The sequence below is a fragment of the Streptomyces zingiberis genome (assembly GCF_012034935.1).
Taxonomy (GTDB): domain Bacteria; phylum Actinomycetota; class Actinomycetes; order Streptomycetales; family Streptomycetaceae; genus Streptomyces; species Streptomyces zingiberis.
The window spans coordinates 12,693-32,683 of sequence record NZ_JAATEN010000013.1; the positions used below are offsets into that span (position 1 = coordinate 12,693).

The following is a 19,991-nucleotide window of genomic DNA, read 5'->3' on the forward strand; positions in this document are numbered from 1 at the left end:
CCACGCCCCCCGCGGGACGGCTCGTCATCCGGCCGTTCCCCCGCGGCGGTTCGCACCCCGCGTGAGCGCGCCGCGCCACCCTACCGCCCCACCCTGACGGTGCGCGCCAGTAGGATCGCCACCCGCGGACGGGCCCGGCCGCCACGAAGACGCCGGTCTCCACCCGTCCGCCCGCTACGGGGATGGGTGAGTCGTGAGCCAGATTGTCGTCAAGCGCCCCCCTCGGGTCCTGCCACCCGAGGTGCCCGACGAGCACGTCCAGCTCCAGCCCGCGCCCGAGTTGCCCCGGGGGCAGCAGGAGGGCGCGCTGATGCAGTTGCTGCCGATGCTGGGCATGGGCGGTTCGGTCGTCTTCTTCTTCATGACGCCGAACCCGATCATGCGGATCATGGGCATGGTGATGATCGCCTCGACGCTGGCCATGGCCATCGCGATGCTGGTCCGCTACCGGCGCGGCACCCAGGGTCAACTGGCCGATCTCCGGCGCGACTACCTGAAGTACCTGCACCAGACCCGGCGCACCGTGCTGCGGACGGCGCGTCTCCAGCGGGACGCGCAGTTCTACCTCCACCCGGCCCCCGAGCAGTTGTGGGCCCTGGTGGCCGAGGGCAGCCGGGTCTGGGAACGGCGCGTCGCCGACGGCGACTTCGGGCAGGTGCGGGTCGGGCTCGGCAGCCAGCAGCTGGCCACCCCGCTGGTCGCGCCGGAGACGGCGCCGGTGGACGAGCTGGAACCGCTCACCGCGGGGGCGATGCGGGGGTTCCTGGCCACCCACTCCACGCTGGACGGCCTGCCGATCGCGCTCTCCCTGCGGGCCTTCTACCGGCTCACGGTCGGGGGCGACGAGGAGTCGATGCGCTCCGCGGCCCGGGCGATGATCGCCTCCCTCGCCGCCCTCCACTCCCCCGAGGACCTCGTCGTCGCCGTCGCCACGGGGCGGGAGCAGGCCGCGGAGTGGGAGTGGGCGAAGTGGCTGCCGCACGTCCAGCTGCCGGGCCCGGGTGACGGGGCGGGCAGCCGCCGGCTGATCACCCGTGACACCCAGGACCTGCAGGATCTGCTCGCCCCCCACCTGGAGGGCCGCCCCCGTTTCCAGGGCGGCGGGCAGCCGGTGCTGGACCGCCCCCATGTGGTCGTCGTCCTCGACGGCCGCTCGGTCCTCCCCGGGTCGGCGCTGGCGGCGGCCGAGGGAATGCAGGGCGTGACGCTCGTCGAGCTGGTGCCCGGCGAGCAGGGCGGGGTCCGCGGCGACCTGTCGGTCACCGTCCGGCCCGGCTCCCTGCGGCTGGAGTCGGCGCACGGGATGGTCTACGAGGGCGGCCCCGACCGGCTGAGCCGGGAGGCCGCCGAGGCGCTGGCCCGCCAGCTCGCGCCGCTGCGCGTGGCCACCGGCGGGGACGACGAGGAACCGCTCCTGGCCAACCTGGAGTTCACCGACCTGCTCAACCTGGGTGACGCCTCGTCCGTCGACGTCAGCCGCACCTGGCGGCCCCGGTCGCAGTCCGAGCGGCTGCGGGTGCCGATCGGCCTCGGCGAGGACGGCACCCCGGTGATGCTCGACCTCAAGGAGGCCGCGCAGGAGGGCATGGGACCGCACGGGCTGTGCGTGGGCGCCACCGGCTCCGGCAAGTCGGAGCTGCTGCGGACCCTCGTGCTCGGCCTGGCCGTCACGCACTCCTCGGAGACGCTCAACTTCGTCCTCGCGGACTTCAAGGGCGGCGCCACCTTCGCGGGCATGTCGCAGATGCCGCACGTGGCCGCCGTGATCACCAACCTGGCGGACGACCTCACGCTGGTCGACCGCATGGGCGACTCCATCCGCGGCGAGCTCAACCGCCGCCAGGAGATGCTGCGGGACGCCGGCAACTACGCCAACATCCACGACTACGAGAAGGCCCGGGCCGCGGGCGCGCCGTTGCAGCCCATACCGTCCCTGGTCCTGGTCATCGACGAGTTCAGCGAACTCCTCACCGCCAAGCCGGACTTCATCGAGATGTTCGTGCAGATCGGCCGGATCGGCCGCTCCCTCGGCGTGCATCTGCTGCTCGCCTCGCAGCGGCTGGAGGAGGGGAGGCTGCGCGGCCTGGAGACGTACCTGTCCTACCGGGTCGGCCTGCGCACCTTCTCCGCCGCGGAGTCCCGGGCCGCGCTCGGCGTTCCCGACGCCTACCACCTGCCGAACGTGCCCGGCTCGGGGTATCTGAAGTACGGCACGGACGAGATGGTCCGGTTCAAGGCGGCCTACGTCTCCGGGGTGTACCGCGCGCCGTCCCAGCGGAGCACCCTCGCGTCCGGCCCGCGTCCGGTGGACCGCCGGCCGGCGCTGTTCACCGCCGCGCCCGTCCCCGTCCGGTATGTCGAACCCGCCGAGCGGGCGCAGGTCCCGGAGCAGCGGAGCGCGGAGGACGACGCCCTGGCCGACACCGTGCTGGACGTGATCGTCCGCCGGCTGGAAGGGCGCGGCGCCGAGGCGCACCAGGTGTGGCTGCCGCCGCTGGACAACCCGCCGGCGCTGGACGAACTGCTGCCGGGCCTGGCGCCGGTGCCCGGCCGGGGCCTGACGCAGCCCGGGTTCGAGGGCGGGCGGCTCGTGGTGCCGGTGGGCGTCGTCGACAAGCCGTTCGAACAGCGGCGGGACACCCTCTTCCGGGACTTCTCCGGGGCGCAGGGCCACATGCAGATCGTGGGCGGACCGCAGTCGGGCAAGTCGACCCTGCTCCGCGCCCTCATCTCCGGCTTCGCGCTCACCCACACCCCGCAGGAGGTGCAGTTCTACGGGCTGGACTTCGGCGGTGGCGGTCTGTCCTCGGTGGCCAAACTGCCCCACGTGGGAGGTGTGGCCTCGCGACTGGACCCGGAGCGGGTCCGGCGGACGGTGGCGGAGGTGTACGGCATCCTCGCCCGGCGCGAGGAGTACTTCCGCAGCGCGGGCATCGACTCCGTGGCCACGTTCCGCCGCATGCGCGCCCGCGGCCAGATCTCGGTGACGGACCAGCCGTGGGGGGACGTCTTCCTCGTCATCGACGGCTGGGGCAACTTCCGCAGCGACTACGAGGGCCTGGAACACGCGGTGGTGGACATCGCCGCGCGCGGCCTGGGATACGGCATCCACGTCGTGATCACGGCCTCACGGTCGATGGAGGTCCGCGCCAACCTCAAGGACCATCTGATGAACCGGCTCGAACTGCGCCTTGGTGACACGATGGACTCCGAGCTGGACCGCAAGGCCGCCGCCAACGTCCCCACCGGGGTGCCGGGCCGGGGCCTCACCCCGGAGAAGCTGCACTTCATGGCCGCGGTGCCGCGGATCGACGGCATCAGCTCCGACAGCGATCTCTCCGAGGCCACGGCCGCGATGGCGCAGGAGATCGGCCGCCACTGGACCGCCCCCGGCGCGCCCGGGGTGCGGCTCCTGCCGCGCGAGCTGCCGGCCGGGCAGCTCCCCCCGGGTTCGGCACAGCCGCGGCGCGGCGTGGCGATCGGCATCGACGAGAACAACCTGGAACCGGTCTTCGTCGACTTCGACCGCGATCCGTTCCTCCTGGTGTTCGGCGAGAGCGAGTCCGGCAAGTCCAACTTGCTGCGCCTGCTGATCAAGCAGCTCACCGAGCGGTACGACGGGAACTCCTGCAAGATCCTCGTCGTGGACAACCGGCGCGCCCTGCTGGACGTCACCCCCGCCACACACCTGGCGGAGTACGTCCCGATGTCCAACGCCATGGACCACCACGTGGACGCTCTCGTCGACCTGATGAACCGGCGCACGCCCTCCGCGGACGTCACGGCCCGGCAGCTGCGCGACCGGAGCTGGTGGAGCGGCCCCTCGGTCCACGTCGTCGTGGACGACTACGACCTGGTCTCGACCTCCGTCGGCAACCCGCTGGCGAAACTCACCGAACTCCTGCCCTTCGCCCGTGACGTGGGCGTCCGTTTCATCATCGCCCGCAGCTCGGCCGGCGCGAGCCGGGCCGCCTACGAGTCGTTCATGCAGCGGATGATGGAACTCGGCGCGCAGGGCGTGCTGCTCTCCGGTGACCCGCAGGAGGGTGACGTGCTGGGCGGCGTCCGGATGCGCCCGATGCCACCCGGGCGGGGCATCTTCGTCTCCCGCCAGCGCGGCAACCCGCTGGTGCAGACGGGTCTCGTGAGCGAGGAAACGGACCGCTGATGCGGTCTCGCGTGACCCGGCCCCGCGGTCACGCGGCCGCTTCGTCGTCCCCACCCTGAGGGACGGGGACGACGACCGGGCCGCGGCCCCCACCACCGGGTCCGGCGCCGAGAGCGCCGGCGGGGGCCGGAGTACGGGCCAGGGCGAGGACGGCGCCGACGGCGGCGGATGCCCGGAGGCAGGTACGCGGAGCGATACGAGATCCGTGCCCCGGGCCGCACGGCGCGGGCGGTCCGCCTTCCTGGCCCGTCCCTCTTCCCCCAACCGACTCAGGCGGCTCGGCTGGTCGGCCGGATCTGGTCCACCAGAGGGCCGACGCACGTTCACGCCTGGGCACGAGTGGGTTCACGCGACGGCTTCAGCGCAGCGGGGACGAATGTCGACAGGATGGGACCAGATCTGCAAACAGACATCTAGCAGAAGGCGGGCTGCGACCTGCCGTCCGAACTCCCGGGTGAGTAACGGGGTCAGCGGCTGGACCGGAAGCTCTGACGTCGACCCCGTCACCTTTTCCCGCAGTCTTGCGTGAGGGCCGCCGGGCATCCTGGCCGGCCACCGGGACGAGGGGCTACGAGAGGAACGGCTGCGGACGCGAGAGGGCGCGACTCACATGGGGCCGAACTCCGCTCCGCGGCAAGGACGGAAGGACGAGGACGGGGTGGGCGCCTCCCGTGCGCGTCCACCCCGTCACCGTTGGGTTCTGCTGGTGTGCCGCCCGCGCTCAGAAGTGGCCGGCGGCCTTCTTGTCGCCGGCCTGGTAAGCCGGTCCCGCCTGACGGACGGCCTTGGCGATGCCGTTGAGCGCGTCGAAGATCGCCCGCGTCTCACGGTCCCACTTGGCGTGCGCACCGTCGGCGGCTGTCTTGGCCTCACCTTCGAAGGTCGAGGAGACGCTCCGGATCTTCGCCTGGATGGCCTCCAGCGACTGGTCCAGCCGCTTGACCTGCTTCTCGATCGTGCCGGCCGCTTCCTCCAGCGAAGCGTAGGTGACGACCATGGTGCCGTCGTTCATGTTCCCCACGGATCCTCCAAGTTCTGTTTACTGCCTGGGCGTTGAGGTGGTGCGCGGGTGTGGCGCGGTGTTCAGTAGCCGGCGATGTTCGAGGTCTCGGCCCGGGTCGCGGCGGCGTCACCGGAGAAGCCGGGAGTGACGTCGACACCGCGGAGAGCCGCCTCGACCTCCAGGTCGGTGTTGCCCGCGGTGGTCCGGGTGACCTGGATGGCCTCCTGGAAGTTGAGCAGCAGCTTCGCGATGCGGACCATGCCCTGGTTGATCTCGGTCTGCTTGGCGTCGAACGCGCCGGCGCCGATGCCCTTCCAGCGGCCCTCCAGGCTGTCGATGACGCCCTGGAGGGTGTTGAGCTGGCCCTTGACGTCCTCGAACCTCCGGGTGATCTCGTCCTGGAAGTCCTTGAGACCCTGGTCCCCTACCTTCTGGACTGACATGTGTCCCTCTCCCTTGTGCTGTTCCTGGCTCGGCGTCCGCCCTCACGGGCGGGCGCCAGTCGGTGTGCCGCATCCCGGTACGGGAGCAAGGCGTCAACGTCGTCAGGCGGTGCGCCTGCGGCGGAGGATGAAGAAACCCGCGCCTCCCAGGGCGGCCACGGCGGCCGCCCCGGCGATGAGCAGTCCGGTTGAGCCCCCGTCATTCCCCGTCTTGTCGGAGCCTGCCACGGCGGTGTCATCATCGGACCCGTCCTGACCGGGTTGTGACGAAGCTGGTTCGGAAGATTCCGAGGTACTGGAGTCGGAGCCGCCCTTGTCGGAGGAGCCGGAGGTGTCGGAGGCGTTCCCGCCACCCGTCTTCTCGTTGGTGAGCGGGTCGATGTCGGGGGCGCCGGGCTTGCCGATACCGCGGTTGATGTGGGCGCCGGGACGGACGATGCCGTGCCCGAGATAGTTGCTGGGGCCCTCCGGCCAGTCCTCACCCCGTCCCGCTGATTCGATCATGACGCGGAGGACCTGGTTGGCCGTCCAGTCAGGGTTGGCGGACCAGATCAGCGCGGCGGAGGCAGAGGCGATGGCGGTGGCGGAGCTCGTACCACCATTCGAATCGCAATAGCTCTTGAAAGTCGCGTCGCACCACAGCGGGATCTCATTGGCTGGGGCAGCGAGGTCAATGACCTCGCCATGCTGAGAATAATCAGCGACTTTGCCGTCAGGCCCCGTAGCTGCTACACCCACTACCTCGGGGTACGCCGCCGGATACGACTTCCCATTACCCTCTTTAGCGTTATTCCCGGCGGCGGCCAGAAGAAGTTTCCCTTGACTGCGGGCATATTTGATCGCCTCTTCCTCCTGGGCTCCGAAATATTCCGAACCAATGGACATGCTGATGATCTGCGCGTCACTATCGCCAGCCGCCTTGATGGCATTAGGGATACTCCCGCGATTGATCGCACCCTTGGGAAGCCCAACCTGGATACGGAAAGGTATAATCTTCGCTCCTGGCGCCAGACCCTGGATACCTCCCCCCTTACCGGTACCAGCGATCAACTCCGCCATGTTGGTGCCATGGCCGTCATAGTCGCTCGTCTCGTCTCCGGACCGATCTGTCAAGTCCTTACCTTTAAGTACCTGCCCCTTCAAGGAAGGTGTGGCGGCGTTGACCCCCGAGTCGATGACGGCAACCTTGATGCCTTCACCCGTCGCTTTCTTCCAGATTTCTTCGGCGTGCATGGCATCCAGGTACCACTGCTTCGAGCGAACATCTTGAGCCGCAGCCGTGGGAGCCGCGCCTAGAGCCGTGGCTCCCAGCGTGCTCAACACCGCCACCGCACAGAAGCTACGCCGGAGCGTTTCCTGCACCCTGGTCATTCCTGCCGTCATCCTGGCTTCCGAACCTTCCCGTACCTACTCGATCACTGGTGGCACAGCTCCGCGCCGCCGTGGCATCCACTGCTGTTCTTCCGTCAGGTAGGGCCGGCGAGAAGACGCTGGGCCATCGTCGTCAGTCTCATCCGACCGGCGGTTGGTGCCACGGCGGTTGCCCGTGGCGTCCGCAGCACCGGATGAAGGCTTCGCCCTCCCGGGACGGCGATCGGCCGAGGTGGCATGAGGGGCGCCGACCACACCCTGCTGGGCAGGGGTGCCCCGTCCGGCCGGGCGATCGGGGGCGTTCGCCGGCGCCGCGCCGACGACTCCTGGTCGAGTGGGTGCTGGGCCGGGAATGCGGCCGCGGGACGCTTCCTGGCCGCCGATGACCGTGCCCCGAGGAATCCGCGAAGGGGATTGCTGGCCCGCCGGGCGCTGCGGTGTGCCGCCGACGATGCCCGGTGAGCCTCCGGACCGGCCCGGGGAAGGTGAGGTGCCGCCTCCTGCCTGGCCTGACGGAGAAAAAGTTCCCGGCACCGACCTTCTCGGCGACACGGCTGGGCCGCCGGCGGAACCTGGTCGGCCCGTCGCGCCCGGGCCGCTTCCAGGCGCGCCGGGTCTGCCCGCCACGGGTGAACGACCGGCAGCCGTGGTCCCTGCTTGCGCAGATCCGGGCATGCCAGGCCGCCCGACCTGCCCTTGGGCGCCTCCCGGTCGGCCAACAGCGTTCACGGGTCTGCCCGCTGAGGGGGTGCCACTGCCGCCTCCCACTCGTCCGGCGTTACTCGCGGACGGGCCGCTGACAGGTCGCGGCCCTCCACTTACCCCCTGAGCGCCCGACGCGCGAGGTGCCCCTACGGGCCCGTTCGTCCGTGGCGCGCCTCCGCCGCCGGTGGCGCGGGGCGGGCCGGGGTTTCCTGTGGCGCGTGCGACCGGCCCGCGTGTGAGCGGGCCAGGGCCCGCCGGCAACGGCGGGACCGGACCGTGGCCGCCTTGGCCAGGCCCGGTGTTCACCGGTGGAGTCGTCCCGGGGCTCGCCGCCTGGGGCGCGGCAGGAGCGGCGACGCTGTCGATCTCCGTCGAGACGCTCGGGGCGACAGAACGTCCACCACGCGGCTCACTTGACCGCTCGCCAGGCGACCCGATCTCCGCTTCCCGGGAAGCCGTGACGCTACCTGGGCCGCCCACTCCTTCAGAAGAAGAACGCGCAGTATGCGACGGGCCCCCATCATAGATCCCGGTGGGTTTCGGGACGTCCGCCTTCAGGGTGCCCGGCAGGGTCGGTGGTTCCTGGGAGGCCAGGGTCGACTCGGAGACCGAGTAGAAGGACGACAGGCGGTTCATCTGGTTGATGGCCTCCTGGCGGTCGCGTTCGACCTGGAGGGCCTTCTGGTAATCCGCGTTGTCCTCGGTGCGCTCAAAGACCGTGAAGTCCTCGGGCTTCTTGCGGATCAGGCGGCCGTCCCGGGGCGGACGGGCGCTGCGGACCGAGGCCAGGCCGTTGCTCGCCACCTCCATCTGCGCGCCGACCGAATTGGCGAACGTGCCCAGGCCCCAGGCGTAGTTGACGAGTTCCCGGCCGAAACGGCGGAACTCGTTCGCCGCCTCGCTGTCCCATTCCGTCGCCGTGACGTAGTCCTCGAGTTCCTTCGCCGCCGCGTTGATCGCCGTGGTGGCCTTTTTCATGGCCTCGCCGGCGTGCTCCAGATCTGCCGGGTTGGCGGTCTCCAGCAGGTCCAGCATCGCGTTGAGCTGGGCGTTCTCGAAACTGGTGGTGCCGAAGAAACCACGGCTCCGGCTGCCTCCGAACATGCCGGTGAGGCTGTTCGCCATCTGTTCGGCCACGTCCGTGGCGGCGAACCTGGCCTGGATCTCCTGGGAGTCCTCCTGCTGCTGCTGTTCCTGAGTGGTCAGATCGGGAGCATCGGGCGTCGGCTTCTCGTCGCTCATCGGAACGTCACCCCAGGTCCTTCGTGCCGCTCGTGCCGTCGTGGCGGGTCTCGTCCCGCTCGCGCTGCTCGGTCTCCCGGCGCTGCTCGGCCAGGCGGGTCTGGATGGCGTGGAAGCGGCGGCGGGTTTCCTCGTCCACGTTGTCGTAGCCGACGTCCGCCGCGTGCACGCCGATGCGGAGCAACTCGATCTGGTCGCCGAGGGACTTGGAGAGCGCGACGAGTTCCCTGTGGACGCGGTTGTACTGCTGGAAGAAGCCGTCCGCCTCGGCGAACGGCATGCCGCCGCCGCTGAAGGAGGCGCGGGTGACGCGCTCCAGCCCCACCTTGGCATTGCCGGCGTCGCCGCTCTCCAGCTCCTTGAGCAGGTCGTCGATCCGCCTGCGGAAGTTCACCAGCGCGTCCGCGCCGCGATTGAGGTCAGCCATGACCTCTCCCGCCGACCGCGCCCACGACACTCTCGACCACGATGCGCTCTCCTCCCCGTGTGCTGCGGCACGCCACCTGGCCTCCGGGCATCCCCTGCCGGAGGTGACGAGCCGTTCGCTGATTGCGCCGGAGCCACTGTAGTCACTGGGTCGGACAGCCCCAAGTGCGTTCCGCGTCCGCGGGCTACCTGAGGGTGACGCCGCCGCCCCGATCCACGGTTCCGGATTTACGTGTCCATCGCAACTTTAGCGGCGGAGACCTTCCGGGGGCCCGGCCGGGCCGCCCCGATCTCCCTGCCTCCGGCGCCGCCACGCCCCGGCTCCACGGCCGGGGCGGGGCGGCGCCGGAGGATGCCCCGCCACGCGCCGTCGTCCTCCTGCCGCCCGCGCTACCCGCGGCGACGGCGGCGCCAGTCGCGCAGCGCCACGGAGCCTCCGGTGAGGGCGGCGACGAGGACACCGCCGCCGATGAGGGCATAGGTCGCCAGGCGCGCGTCCCGTTCCTGGGGGGTCTCGCCGAGGTGGAGTTCGGCGGGTGTGGGGGCCTCGGCGCGCCGTACGCCCTCACGGGCCACCGGCTCCTTGATCGGCGCGTCGTCCTCCGTGAGAGCGCGCACCGGGTCGACGACGCCCCAGCCGACCAGCCGGTCGCGGCCGGCGACCGAGCGCTCGGCCGTCTGCTGGAGCTGGGCGACGATCTCCTCCTGCCCCCAGTCCTGGTGCTTGGCCTTGACCAGCGCGGCGACGCCCGCGACATACGGCGCGGAGAAGCTGGTGCCGTTGTCGGCGCAGTGGCCCCCGCCCGGCACGGTGGAGACCATGTCCACGCCCGGGGCGGCGATCCCGACGAAGTCGCCGGACTGGGAGAAGGCCGCGCGTTCGTTGTTCCGGTCGGAGGAGGCGACGGCCAGCACCCCGGGGAAGGACGCGGGGTACGTCTTCTTGACGTTGCCGCCGAGCCCGTCGTTGCCCGCGGAGGCGACGACCACGACGTCCGCGGCGAGCGCGGCGTCCACGGCCTGCTTCAGGACGGGCTCGGGCCGGGCCGCGCCGGCGGTGTCCTGGGAGATGTTGATGACGTCGGCGCCCTCGGCGACGGCGTGCCGGATGGCCCGCGCGAGCGTCGCGGCGTTGCCGTTGGCGTCGGCGTCGTTCTGCTGGATGGGGATGATCTCCGCCTCGGGCGCCAGCCCGACCACTCCGGTGTCCCTGGCGGGGCGTGCGGCGATGATGCCGGCGACCTTCGTGCCGTGCCCGACCGTGTCGGTGGTGCCGTCCTCCTTGCCTCGTTCGAGCTTGTTGCCGTTCTCGTCCTTCAGCCCTTTGGGCAGCAGGTTGACGCCGCTCTTCCGGTCGACGGCAGGGCGCAGCTGGGGATGGCGGGCGTCGACGCCGGTGTCGATGACGGCGACCCGGACGCCCTTGCCCGTGGACTGCTTCCACACCTCGTCCAGCAGGACGCGCTGCAACGCCCAGGGGCGGCCCTCGTAGGTCTTGCCGGGGAAGGTGCACTGGTCCGGGGTGTCCGCGGCGGCGGGCGCGGGCGCGAGCGGCACGGCGAACGCGGCGGCGGTGGCGGCGAACGCGGCGGCCGCGGCGCATACGCGGGGGGCGCGGCGGGTGCGGGCGGTGCGGGGCACGGCGGTCTCCGTCCTTGCGGGCCTCATCAGCCTCATCGGTCCCATCGGCCGTCAGGACCCCTGCGGCTGACGGGCGGCCGCCGTGGACAGCCGGGGGCCGGTGGGCAGGAACGTCGACCAGGCCGCCGGGATCGGCAGCGGCCGCACCTTCGCGTATCCGAGCCGGGTCTGGGCCTGCTGCGCCTCCTGCATCCGCGCCTCCCGCTCCTCCGCGGATCCGGAGGAGCCGATGCCGGAGTCGTCGGTGGCGCTGTCGCCGTTGGACTGCATCGCGTAGCGCAGGCCCGTGTCGGTGACGAGGAAGAGGAAGCCGGTGCCGGTGTCGGAGCCCTGGAACTGCCGGTACAGCTGGCCCGACCCGGGGGTGACGTACGCGCTGCTCGCGCCGGTGGGGAGCGGGGCGGGGAAGGCGGGTCCGGCCCAGGTGCCGAGGGTGGTGGACCCGTCGTCGGGGTCGACGTCACGGAGGACGTTGCAGACGGTGTTGCGGCTGCCCTCGCCGGTCCCCGTCTCGTTGACGGCGGAAGGCTCGAACTCGGGCCACTTCTTGTCCCGCGCGAACGGCTTCCCCGGCCGGAACGCGGCCGCGCTGACCGCCTCGGCCTCGATGGCCTGGCCGAGGCCGACCAGTTCCCTGCTGTTGAGGAGCAGCTTCGCGGTGAAGTCGGTGACGGGCGCGACGCGGCCGGGCAGGACGACGTAGTGCTGCTCGCGGGTGCCGTCGGTGGCCTTGAGCACCCGGCCCACCTGATTGGCCTTCTCGCTCAGCTCGCCGGGGACCCCGGCGGCGGCGCCGGGGGTCGCCCCGATGGTGGGGAAGTCGATGAGGTCGCCCCGGTGCAGAGTGGCCAGCCAGTCCGCGGAGACCCGCTGCGGCCGGCGCTCCTGGCCGACGAGCGTGCGCAGCAGCAGCTCGTCGCCGGCCACCGGATAGGCCGTGCCGGAGGCGTCGACGACGTGGCGCTCCCCGTCGGGCGCCTCCACGTACAGCAGGTCGCCGCCGCGCAGCCGGCCAGCCCCCTCGGTGCGGTGCCGTTCGCGCTCGGCCAGGACGAAGGCGGCCTTCTGGATGGACCGGCCGCCCTCGCCGGGGCGTTCGCAGACGGCCCAGCGCTTCGCGGTGCCCGCGTCCGCGGCCTCCGGCAGCCGGTCGGGGGCGTAGGGGATGCCGAGGGTGGCGCCGTGCGGGATCTTCCCGCTGTCGAGGACGGACTCGTCGACGTTGATGACCTTGTCCCTGTTCGGGTCGAGCAGCAGCTTGGCCGAGGACATGTTGAGCACCGGGTGCAGCTGCGCCTGCTTGCTCCTGCCGGTGCGCAGGACGACGTAACGGGTCGTGGACTTGGAGGCGATGATGACGTTCTGGTACGGCTGTTCCCACCCCTGGGGCGCCACGGGCTTGAACATCCCCCAGGCGCCGAAGATCGCGAGGATCACCACCCCGATGATCATTCCGGGGAGCACCGAGCGCAGCGGCCGGGGCGCGCCCTCCTCCGAGCCCGTCGGGTTGGGCTGCAGGAACTGCGCAACGAGCCTTCGCTTGGCGAAGGTGTAGGCGTTGAGTTCGTCGCGTCGTGATGCCATCTGTCCGTCGTTCCCTCTCCCCGTGCTCCCCGTGCTCCCCGCGTGAGCCGCGGTCCGGGAGCCCGCCGGCACACCGTGGCCGCCGCGGTCCCCCCGCACCCCGCCGGCCGCCTCCCGTCGGCGGCCCACCGGACGGGCAGGTTCCCACACCGCCCGGAGGGGTCCGGCGCGGCGCCCCCCTACTATGCCTGCCGACGGCGCTGTCGTACCGCTCCGGTAGGGTGACCGCCCGATGTGAACGCCCGCGCGGCGGACGGGTTACCGGGCGGGTTACCGGGCGGGATGCGGGCGGTTTGCGCAGGGGTTGCGGACAAGGGGGACGACGCGGCGATGGCTACGGCGACGCGTGCGCGTGACGGGCGGGCCGGCGGCGGGGCGGAACCGCCCGGGTGGCGGCCCGGGCCCGGGGCGTCCCCCACGCCCGGTTCCCCGGGGGGCGTGCCCTCCGCGACCCCGCGCCCGGCGGGGCGGGTCAGCCGGCTGGGGCCCTTCGAGCTGCGGCAGTTGGTACTGCTGGAAGCGGCGCTCGCCGTGGTCGTGGTGGGGATCGCCCTCGGCGGTGTCTGGCCCGCCGTGGCCGGTCCGGTCGCCCTGCTGCTGGTGGTCCCGGCGCTGGTCCGCCGCCGCGGCCAGGCCCTGCCGGACTGGCTGACGTCCGCCCGGTCGCTGCGGTCCCGCCGGCGGCGCACCCGGCCGGCGCCGCCGGACGCCGATCCGGCGCTGGCCCCGCTGGCGGAGGGCCTTCCGGGGTTCGGCCCCTTCCCGTACGTCGACCGGGACCACCGCACCGTCGGCATGGCCGGGGACGGCACCTTCCTCGGGGCCGTCGTCCGGGTCGAGGCCGGCGGTTCCGCGCTGCGGCCCGCTGCCGGTTCCCGCGCCCTGCCGTTGCCGCTGCTGGCGAGCGCGCTGGAGGTGGACGACATCGTGCTGGAGTCGGTGCAGGTGGTGCAGCAGATACGCCCGGCGCCGGCCCCGCATCTGCCCCCGCGGTCGGTGGCCCGGCTGTCCTACGCTCCGCTCCAGGAGCGGACGGGCGCCGCCGCCCTCGCGATGACCTGGGTGGCCGTGAAGCTCGATCCGGAGCTGTGCCGGGAGGCGGTGGCGGCGCGCGGCGGCGGGGCGGAGGGCGTCCAGCGCTGCCTGGTACGGGTGGCGGACCATCTCGCCAGCAGGCTGACCGGGGCCGGGTTCCGGGCCACCGTGCTGGACCAGGAGGAGCTCAACTCGGCGGTGGCGACGGCGGCGTGCGCCGGCCCGCGGCTGTCGGCACGGGCGGGGCGGCCGGACAGCGCTCCGGAACTCCGCACCGCCGAGACGGCCCGCGTCTGGCGCTGTGACGACCGCTGGCACACGAGTTACGCCGTCGGCCGCTGGCCCGGTCTGGGGCCCGCCGCGACCCCCCTTTCCCGGTTGGTGTCCCAGCTCACCGCGGTACCGGCGCTGGCGACGACCGTCGGGCTGACCCTGCGGCGCGGGCCGGGCCGCTCGGTCGCGCTGGGCGGGCACGTACGGGTCACCGGCGGCTCGGACACCGAACTGGTGAGCGCGCGCCGGGCCCTGGAACAGGCCGCGCGGTCGGCGGGCGCCGGTCTCGTCCGGCTGGACCGGGAACAGTTCCCCGGCCTGCTGGCCACGCTGCCCCTGGGAGGTGCGCGGTGAACGCGCGGAGCGGACGGTTCCGGGCTCCCCGGGGCCTGATCGGGCCCCGGCACGGCGGGCACACCGTGACCGCCGAGGAGCTGGGTGCGCTCTCCCTGGCCGTCGGTGGCGACGGCGTGATGATCGGCGACGATGTGGAGGGGCAGCCGCACCTGCTGGGCCTGCACCGTTCGACGCCGTACGACGTCCTGCTGATCGGCGGGTTGTGGACGGCGCAGGTGCTCGCGCTGCGCGCGGCCGGCACGGGTGCCCGGGTGGCCGTGGAGACAGGGCGCCCGCAGGAGTGGACGCGCCTGGCGCACGCGGCGGGCGCGGGCCTGGAGTGCATCACGCTGCACGAGGTGGGCCGGGTCCCCCCCATGGGCGCCACGGTGGGCAGCCCCGTGGTCGTGGTCCGGGACTGCGGCATGCGGCCACCGCGCGGGCGGGTGGTCTCCTCCGCCTGGCAGTCGGTGGTGACGCTGCTGCCCTATCTGAGCCCGGTGGGGCCGCGGTTGCTGCGGGACGCCACGCTGGTGGGCGTGCAGCGGGTCTCCCCGGAGGAGGCGCGTCAGATCGGCCGGATCCTCGGGCTGGAGCCGCCGGAGATGGAGGCGCTGCCCACCCTGGCGGACGGCGTCACCCTCTGGTGCTCGGGCCGGGAACGCACCTGGGTGCTGACCTCCGGCACGGACGCGGAGCTGGGACTCCTGGGCGTGGCGCGCCGCATGGAGTGACGGCCCCGGCTCGCCGCGTGGAGGGAACGCGTCCGGCCGCTCACCCCGCGGAGGTGCCCGGTCTAGGATGCCGGTGACGTTCCGTCCAACCTCCGGATACGCACCGTCCCTTGGGTGCCGTTGCGCATCCGGGGCCGGCACATACCGAAAGGAAGCGTGACTGATGGGGAGCGCGCAGGAGAAGGAAGAGCTGTACGCCCTCGACATCTCCGGGGTCGAGTGGCAGGGCGCGCCGGGCACCAGCCCCGACCAGGAGCGGGTCGAGATCGCCTATCTGCCCGGCGGCGCCGTGGCGATGCGGTCCTCCCTGGACCCGGACACGGTGCTGCGGTACACCGAGGCCGAGTGGCGGGCGTTCGTCCTCGGCGCGCGGGACGGCGAGTTCGATCTGCCCTGATCCGCCGCTCCCGGCCGCGGGACCGGACCCGGCCCTCTCCGCCCGGAGCCGCGGATCAACACGGATTCTCCACATCTCTCACCGTGTTCCCTCCGGGAGCCGGCCGGACCTCCGGGGTCCGTCCGGCGCTCGGGGCGTTCGCCGCGGCACCCGGCGAAGGCCGGCGCCACTTCGTTCCGGCGGGGCCGCTGCTGCCGGGCGGCGGTCCGCCCGGCAGCACCGGGCAGCCGGGGGCCGGCCCGCGGCGCCGCCGGGGCGGGTGGTGGCCGGACGGAAGCCGGGGCGCCGGCGCCCGTCGGCGGCGGGTTCACGCCACCGTGGGCGACCCTCCGCCGGGGTGGTGGACCTCCGGCGCCGTCGCTGCTCCGGCTGCTGCCGATTCCGCTCCTTCCACCCGTACTTGAGCGATCGTTTCCCTTTTGACGGCGTGATCGGCCGAGTCGTCCTTGACTTCACCCGGCGTTCTGGGCATCAAGTGACGTACAGGACACATGACGGTCCCGGCACGACCGGCGGACGGGCCTGCCGGACGGTCTCCCCCGGTGATTAGGCTGGACCGGAGGACGCCGGCTCGGAGCGCGGACGCCGGCGTCCCGCCACACCGGACACGGACCGGTCCGGCCGCGCCGGTGAACGGGCCGTCCCGTTACGGCCCATGAGGGTGCAACACCACACCAGGAGGCATTGTGAGCAGCGATCGGGACGAGATCCGCGCGGGCGGAACCACACCCGGCGAGGACCCGTCCGACGCGGAGCACGATCAGACGGGCGAGTTCACCATCGACTACACCCCGCCGGCCTGGTACACGCAGAATTCCCCCGGATCCTCCGGCGGGGCGGCCGGCCCCCCGCCCGCCCCGCCGGCCGGGGAACAGAGCGGTGCGCCGGCGCCCGGCCCGGCCGGGCCCGCGCCGTCCGTTCCTCCGCCGGGACCGGCCCCGGGCGTTCCGCAGGGCCCCCCGCCGCCGCACGCCTCGGTACCGCAGCAGGGCCCGTACCCGCCGCACGCGGTTCCCCCGCTGCCCCCGGCGCCGCCCGCCGCACCGCCGCCCCCTGCCGCCGCTCCGGCGGCGGACGGGCCGCAGGAGCCCGCGGCCGAGGCCGGGGGCGCGCCCGGTCCCGGCGCACACCCCGGGAACGCGGCCCCCGCCGGGCCGTCACCGGCCGAACCCGGTGAGGACGTGGAGCGGCCCGAGGCGACCATGCGTTTCTCCGCCGCCGCGCTGCGCCGCGAGATCGCCGAACGGAGCGCCGCCGAGTCTCCCGCGCCGGACGGCGCGCAGGACGCCCCGCAGGACACACCGCAGGCCGGCGCGGTGGAGCCGACCGCCGGCCCGGACGAGCCGGCCGCCCCGGCGACGGACCCGGCCGCCGAACCGGCCGCGGACACCGGCCCGGGCGGCACCGCCGCCTCCCCGGACCCCGCCGGCGCCGGGAGCGCGTCCGCGGCCGGCGGGCAGGAGACCGGGGAGGCCCGGTCCCCCGAGGGCACGGCACCGCCCGCCGGTCCCCTCGTCCCGCCCCAGAGCCCGGCCCCGCAGGACGCACCGCCCGCCACGCCGCCGGCCCCGGGCGTTCCGCAGGGCGCCCTGCCGCCGCTGCCGCCCTCGTTCCAGGCCGCGGACGCGCCTCCGGGCCCGCCGCCCGCCGCGGCCGGCTACGGCTATCCGCAGCAGCCTCCCGGCGCCCCGGCGCCACTGCCCCCGCAGCCCGGCGCGCCGTGGCCGCAGCCCGGCCCGGCCGCGGCGCCCTCCCCCGGGCAGCCGCAGCCGGGCCCGCTGCCGCCGCACGGGGCGCCCGCCACGGGCCCGGCGCCCGAGCCCGGGTACGGATACCCGCAGTCCGGATATCCGCCGGCCCCGCCCCCACCACCGGAGAGCGCCCCGCAACAGCCCGCCCCCGCCTGGCCGGGACAGCCGTACCCCCCGCATGACCCGGGCGCGCACCCCGCGGCGCACGGCGGTCCCGTGCCGCCGGCCGCCCCGGCGGAGCAGCAGGGCCCCGGCCCGCAGGGCGCGCCGCCCGCGCCGCAGGGACCGGCGGACCCCCGGACCGGAGGCTGGCCGGAGATCAGCCCGGAGGAGCGCCGTCAGGCGGCCGCCGGAGCGCCGCTCGGTTACACGGCCGCGGTGGAGCTCTCCTCGGACCGGCTGCTGCGCAACACCAAGCCGAAGCCCAAGAGCAAGGCGCCGAACTCCGGTTCGCGTTTCCGCATCGGCGGCAAGAAGGAGGAGGCGGAGCGCCAGCGCAAGCTGGACCTGATCCGGACGCCGGTGCTCTCCTGCTACCGCATCGCGGTGATCAGTCTCAAGGGCGGCGTCGGCAAGACGACGACCACCACCGCGCTCGGATCGACGCTCGCCACGGAGCGCCAGGACAAGATCCTGGCCATCGACGCCAACCCGGACGCGGGCACCCTCGGCCGCCGCGTCCGCCGGGAGACCGGGGCGACCATCCGGGACCTGGTGCAGGCGATCCCGCATCTCAACAGCTACATGGACATCCGCCGGTTCACCTCGCAGGCGCCCTCCGGTCTGGAGATCATCGCCAACGACGTGGATCCGGCCGTCTCGACGACCTTCAACGACGAGGACTACCGGCGCGCCATCGACGTGCTGGGGCGCCAGTACCCGGTGATCCTCACCGACTCGGGCACCGGCCTGCTCTACAGCGCGATGCGCGGCGTGCTCGACCTCGCCGACCAGCTCATCATCATCTCCACCCCGTCCGTCGACGGCGCGAGCAGCGCGAGCACCACCCTGGACTGGCTGGCCGCGCACGGCTACGGGGACCTGGTGCAGCGGAGCCTCACCGTGATCTCCGGGGTCCGCGAGACCGGCAAGATGATCAAGGTCGACGACATCGTGGCGCACTTCCGCACCCGCTGCCGCGGGGTCGTGGTGGTGCCCTTCGACGAGCATCTCGCGGCCGGGGCCGAGGTGGACCTCGACATGATGCGGCCCCGTACCCGGGAGGCGTACTTCAATCTCGCCGCGCTGGTCGCCGAGGACTTCGTCCGCGCCCAGCAGGAGCAGGGCCTGTGGACCCCGAACGGCGGTCCGCCGCCGCAGACGGCGCCCCCGCTCCCCGGCCAATACCCGCCGCAGCACCCCGGGGCCGGCGGCGCCGCACCGCATCCGGGGCAGCAGCCGCCGTATCCCCCGCCGGGCGGAGCGCAGCCGCCCGGCCCGCAGCCCCCGCCGCCTCCGGGCCCGCAGCAGCCGCCCGGCGGTTACGGCTGGCCGCAGCAGCCGCCCGGTGGCTACGGCTGGCCGCCCCAGCAGGCCGCCTACCCGGGCCGGCCACCGGGGCAGCCACCCCAGCACTGAGCCGCCCCGCGGTGGACGCGCCGGGCCCGGGCCGTACGTACCGGCCCGGGCCCGGCGCGTCCCAGGGCCACGGGTGAGCCGCGAGGACCGGGGGACGGCGGGCGGGGGCGGGGCGGCGGCACGGGTCCGGCGGCAACGGCCGCGCCGGACGGAGCCGTGCCCCGCGCCGGGGGCCGGACTCCGCCTGCCCGGAGAGCCGGACGGCCCGGCAGGGCGGACGGCCCGCACGGCCGGCGGAAGGGCCGCGCCTCAGACCGGTCCGGCCGCGTCCTCCGCGAGCAGGACGCGGCAGCGCCGGACATCCTCCGCGATGGCTTCCTTCAGGGCCTCGACGCTCTCGTACCGCCGCTGCTCGCGGAGGCGCGTGCGGAACTCCACCGCCACGTGCAGGCCGTAGAGGTCCAGTCCCACCCGGTCGACGGCGTAGGCCTCGACGGTCCGCTCCACACCGTCGAACTGCGGGTTGGTCCCGACGGAGATCGCCGCGGGCATCCGCTCCCCCGCGGCGTCCAGCCAGCCGGCGTAGACGCCGTCGGCCGGGACGGCCGTGTGCGGCAGCGTCTCCACGTTCGCGGTGGGGGTGCCCAGTTCGCGGCCGCGCTGGGCGCCCCGTACGACGATGCCCTCGACGCGGTGCGGGCGCCCCAGGATCTCCGCGGCTCCGTCCACGTCCCCCTCGGCGATCAGGCGCCGGGTCAGGGTGGAGGAGAACGGCTCACCGCCGCCGGCCTCCCCGCGTACGTGCAGGTCGACCACCTCGACGCCGAAGTCGTAGGCGCGGCCCAGGTCGGCGAGGACGGCGACGTTCCCGGCCGCCTTGTGGCCGAAGCGGAAGTTGGGGCCTTCCACGACCTCCGTGGCGTGCAACCGGTCGACCAGCACCTTGACGACGAAGTCGGCCGGCGAGAGCTGGGAGAACTCCTCGGTGAAGGAGAGGACGAGGACGGCGTCCACGCCCAGTCCGGCCATCAGTTCGGCCCGCCGGTGGTGGGGGGCGAGCAGCGGCGGGTGGCTCCCCGGGCGGACGACCTCGCTGGGATGCGGGTCGAAGGTGACGACGACGGCCGGGACGCCGAGTTCACGGGCGCGCGTCACCGTGCGGCCGATGATGAGCTGGTGTCCCCGGTGCACGCCGTCGTAGGAGCCGATGGTGACGACGCTGCGCCCCCAGTCCTCGGGGATCTCCTCCAGACCACGCCAGCGCTGCACTGTGACCGCTCCTCGCCCGAATGTGTGAACTCGTGTGCGGTACCCCTCGGTATCCGCAGGTCCAAGACTGCCATGCCGGAGGGAACGGACCGTCA

At 73.4% G+C, this 19,991-nt stretch carries 13 protein-coding genes; 5 read left to right on the plus strand and 8 right to left on the minus strand.

The genetic code is table 11. From position 1 onward, the window contains the following. Nucleotides 1-193 precede the first annotated feature (193 nt). Nucleotides 194-4,168, plus strand: a complete 3,975-nt coding sequence (gene eccCa / locus HCK00_RS17150; RefSeq protein WP_168102856.1) for a type VII secretion protein EccCa — start codon at nt 194-196, stop codon at nt 4,166-4,168. Nucleotides 4,169-4,889: 721 nt separating this feature from the next. Here eccCa and HCK00_RS17155 read toward each other — a convergent pair. The 7 genes from HCK00_RS17155 to eccB all read right to left on the minus strand — a co-directional run bounded on the left by HCK00_RS17155 (nt 4,890) and on the right by eccB (nt 12,583). Then, the gene (locus HCK00_RS17155; protein ID WP_168102857.1) at nt 4,890-5,180 is read right to left on the minus strand and encodes a WXG100 family type VII secretion target; all 291 of its coding nucleotides are present in this window, start codon (nt 5,178-5,180) and stop codon (nt 4,890-4,892) included. Nucleotides 5,181-5,251: 71 nt separating this feature from the next. Further along, nucleotides 5,252-5,614, minus strand: coding sequence for a WXG100 family type VII secretion target (locus HCK00_RS17160; protein ID WP_168102858.1), 363 nt, complete (start codon nt 5,612-5,614; stop codon nt 5,252-5,254). A gap of 102 nt (nt 5,615-5,716) precedes the next feature. Then, a complete protein-coding gene (locus HCK00_RS17165; protein ID WP_240965644.1) occupies nt 5,717-6,985 on the minus strand; it encodes a S8 family serine peptidase in 1,269 nt (422 codons plus the stop codon). Nucleotides 6,986-7,021: 36 nt separating this feature from the next. Beyond that, nucleotides 7,022-8,932 (minus strand): hypothetical protein, encoded by a 1,911-nt coding sequence (locus HCK00_RS17170; RefSeq protein WP_168102860.1) that lies wholly within the window; start codon nt 8,930-8,932, stop codon nt 7,022-7,024. 7 nt (nt 8,933-8,939) lie between these two features. Continuing rightward, nucleotides 8,940-9,359 carry a DUF2563 family protein gene (locus tag HCK00_RS17175; protein WP_168102861.1) on the minus strand — a complete coding sequence of 140 codons (420 nt, stop codon included), beginning with the start codon at nt 9,357-9,359 and terminating at the stop codon, nt 8,940-8,942. Nucleotides 9,360-9,748: 389 nt separating this feature from the next. Next, nucleotides 9,749-11,026: a type VII secretion-associated serine protease mycosin gene (gene mycP / locus HCK00_RS17180; protein ID WP_240965645.1), complete on the minus strand. Its 1,278-nt coding sequence runs from the start codon at nt 11,024-11,026 to the stop codon at nt 9,749-9,751. Between the two features lie 24 nt (nt 11,027-11,050). Then, nucleotides 11,051-12,583, minus strand: coding sequence for a type VII secretion protein EccB (gene eccB / locus HCK00_RS17185; RefSeq protein ID WP_168102863.1), 1,533 nt, complete (start codon nt 12,581-12,583; stop codon nt 11,051-11,053). Nucleotides 12,584-12,913: 330 nt separating this feature from the next. Here eccB and eccE point away from each other — a divergent pair, with 330 nt between their 5' ends. The 4 genes from eccE to HCK00_RS17205 all read left to right on the plus strand — a co-directional run bounded on the left by eccE (nt 12,914) and on the right by HCK00_RS17205 (nt 18,687). Further along, on the plus strand, nt 12,914-14,245 hold the full coding sequence (gene eccE, locus HCK00_RS17190; protein WP_206320490.1) for a type VII secretion protein EccE: 1,332 nt from the start codon (nt 12,914-12,916) through the stop codon (nt 14,243-14,245). Beyond that, the gene (locus tag HCK00_RS17195; RefSeq protein ID WP_168102864.1) at nt 14,242-14,961 is read left to right on the plus strand and encodes a hypothetical protein; all 720 of its coding nucleotides are present in this window, start codon (nt 14,242-14,244) and stop codon (nt 14,959-14,961) included. The genes eccE and HCK00_RS17195 overlap by 4 nt, the downstream gene beginning before the upstream one ends. A gap of 163 nt (nt 14,962-15,124) precedes the next feature. Continuing rightward, nucleotides 15,125-15,358: a DUF397 domain-containing protein gene (locus tag HCK00_RS17200; protein ID WP_168102865.1), complete on the plus strand. Its 234-nt coding sequence runs from the start codon at nt 15,125-15,127 to the stop codon at nt 15,356-15,358. Nucleotides 15,359-16,044: 686 nt separating this feature from the next. Continuing rightward, nucleotides 16,045-18,687 carry an SCO5717 family growth-regulating ATPase gene (locus tag HCK00_RS17205; RefSeq protein ID WP_168102866.1) on the plus strand — a complete coding sequence of 881 codons (2,643 nt, stop codon included), beginning with the start codon at nt 16,045-16,047 and terminating at the stop codon, nt 18,685-18,687. 249 nt (nt 18,688-18,936) lie between these two features. Here the strand turns inward: HCK00_RS17205 and HCK00_RS17210 are convergent, their stop codons facing one another. After that, nucleotides 18,937-19,896: a bifunctional riboflavin kinase/FAD synthetase gene (locus tag HCK00_RS17210; protein WP_168102867.1), complete on the minus strand. Its 960-nt coding sequence runs from the start codon at nt 19,894-19,896 to the stop codon at nt 18,937-18,939. Between the last annotated feature and the right edge of the window lie 95 nt (nt 19,897-19,991).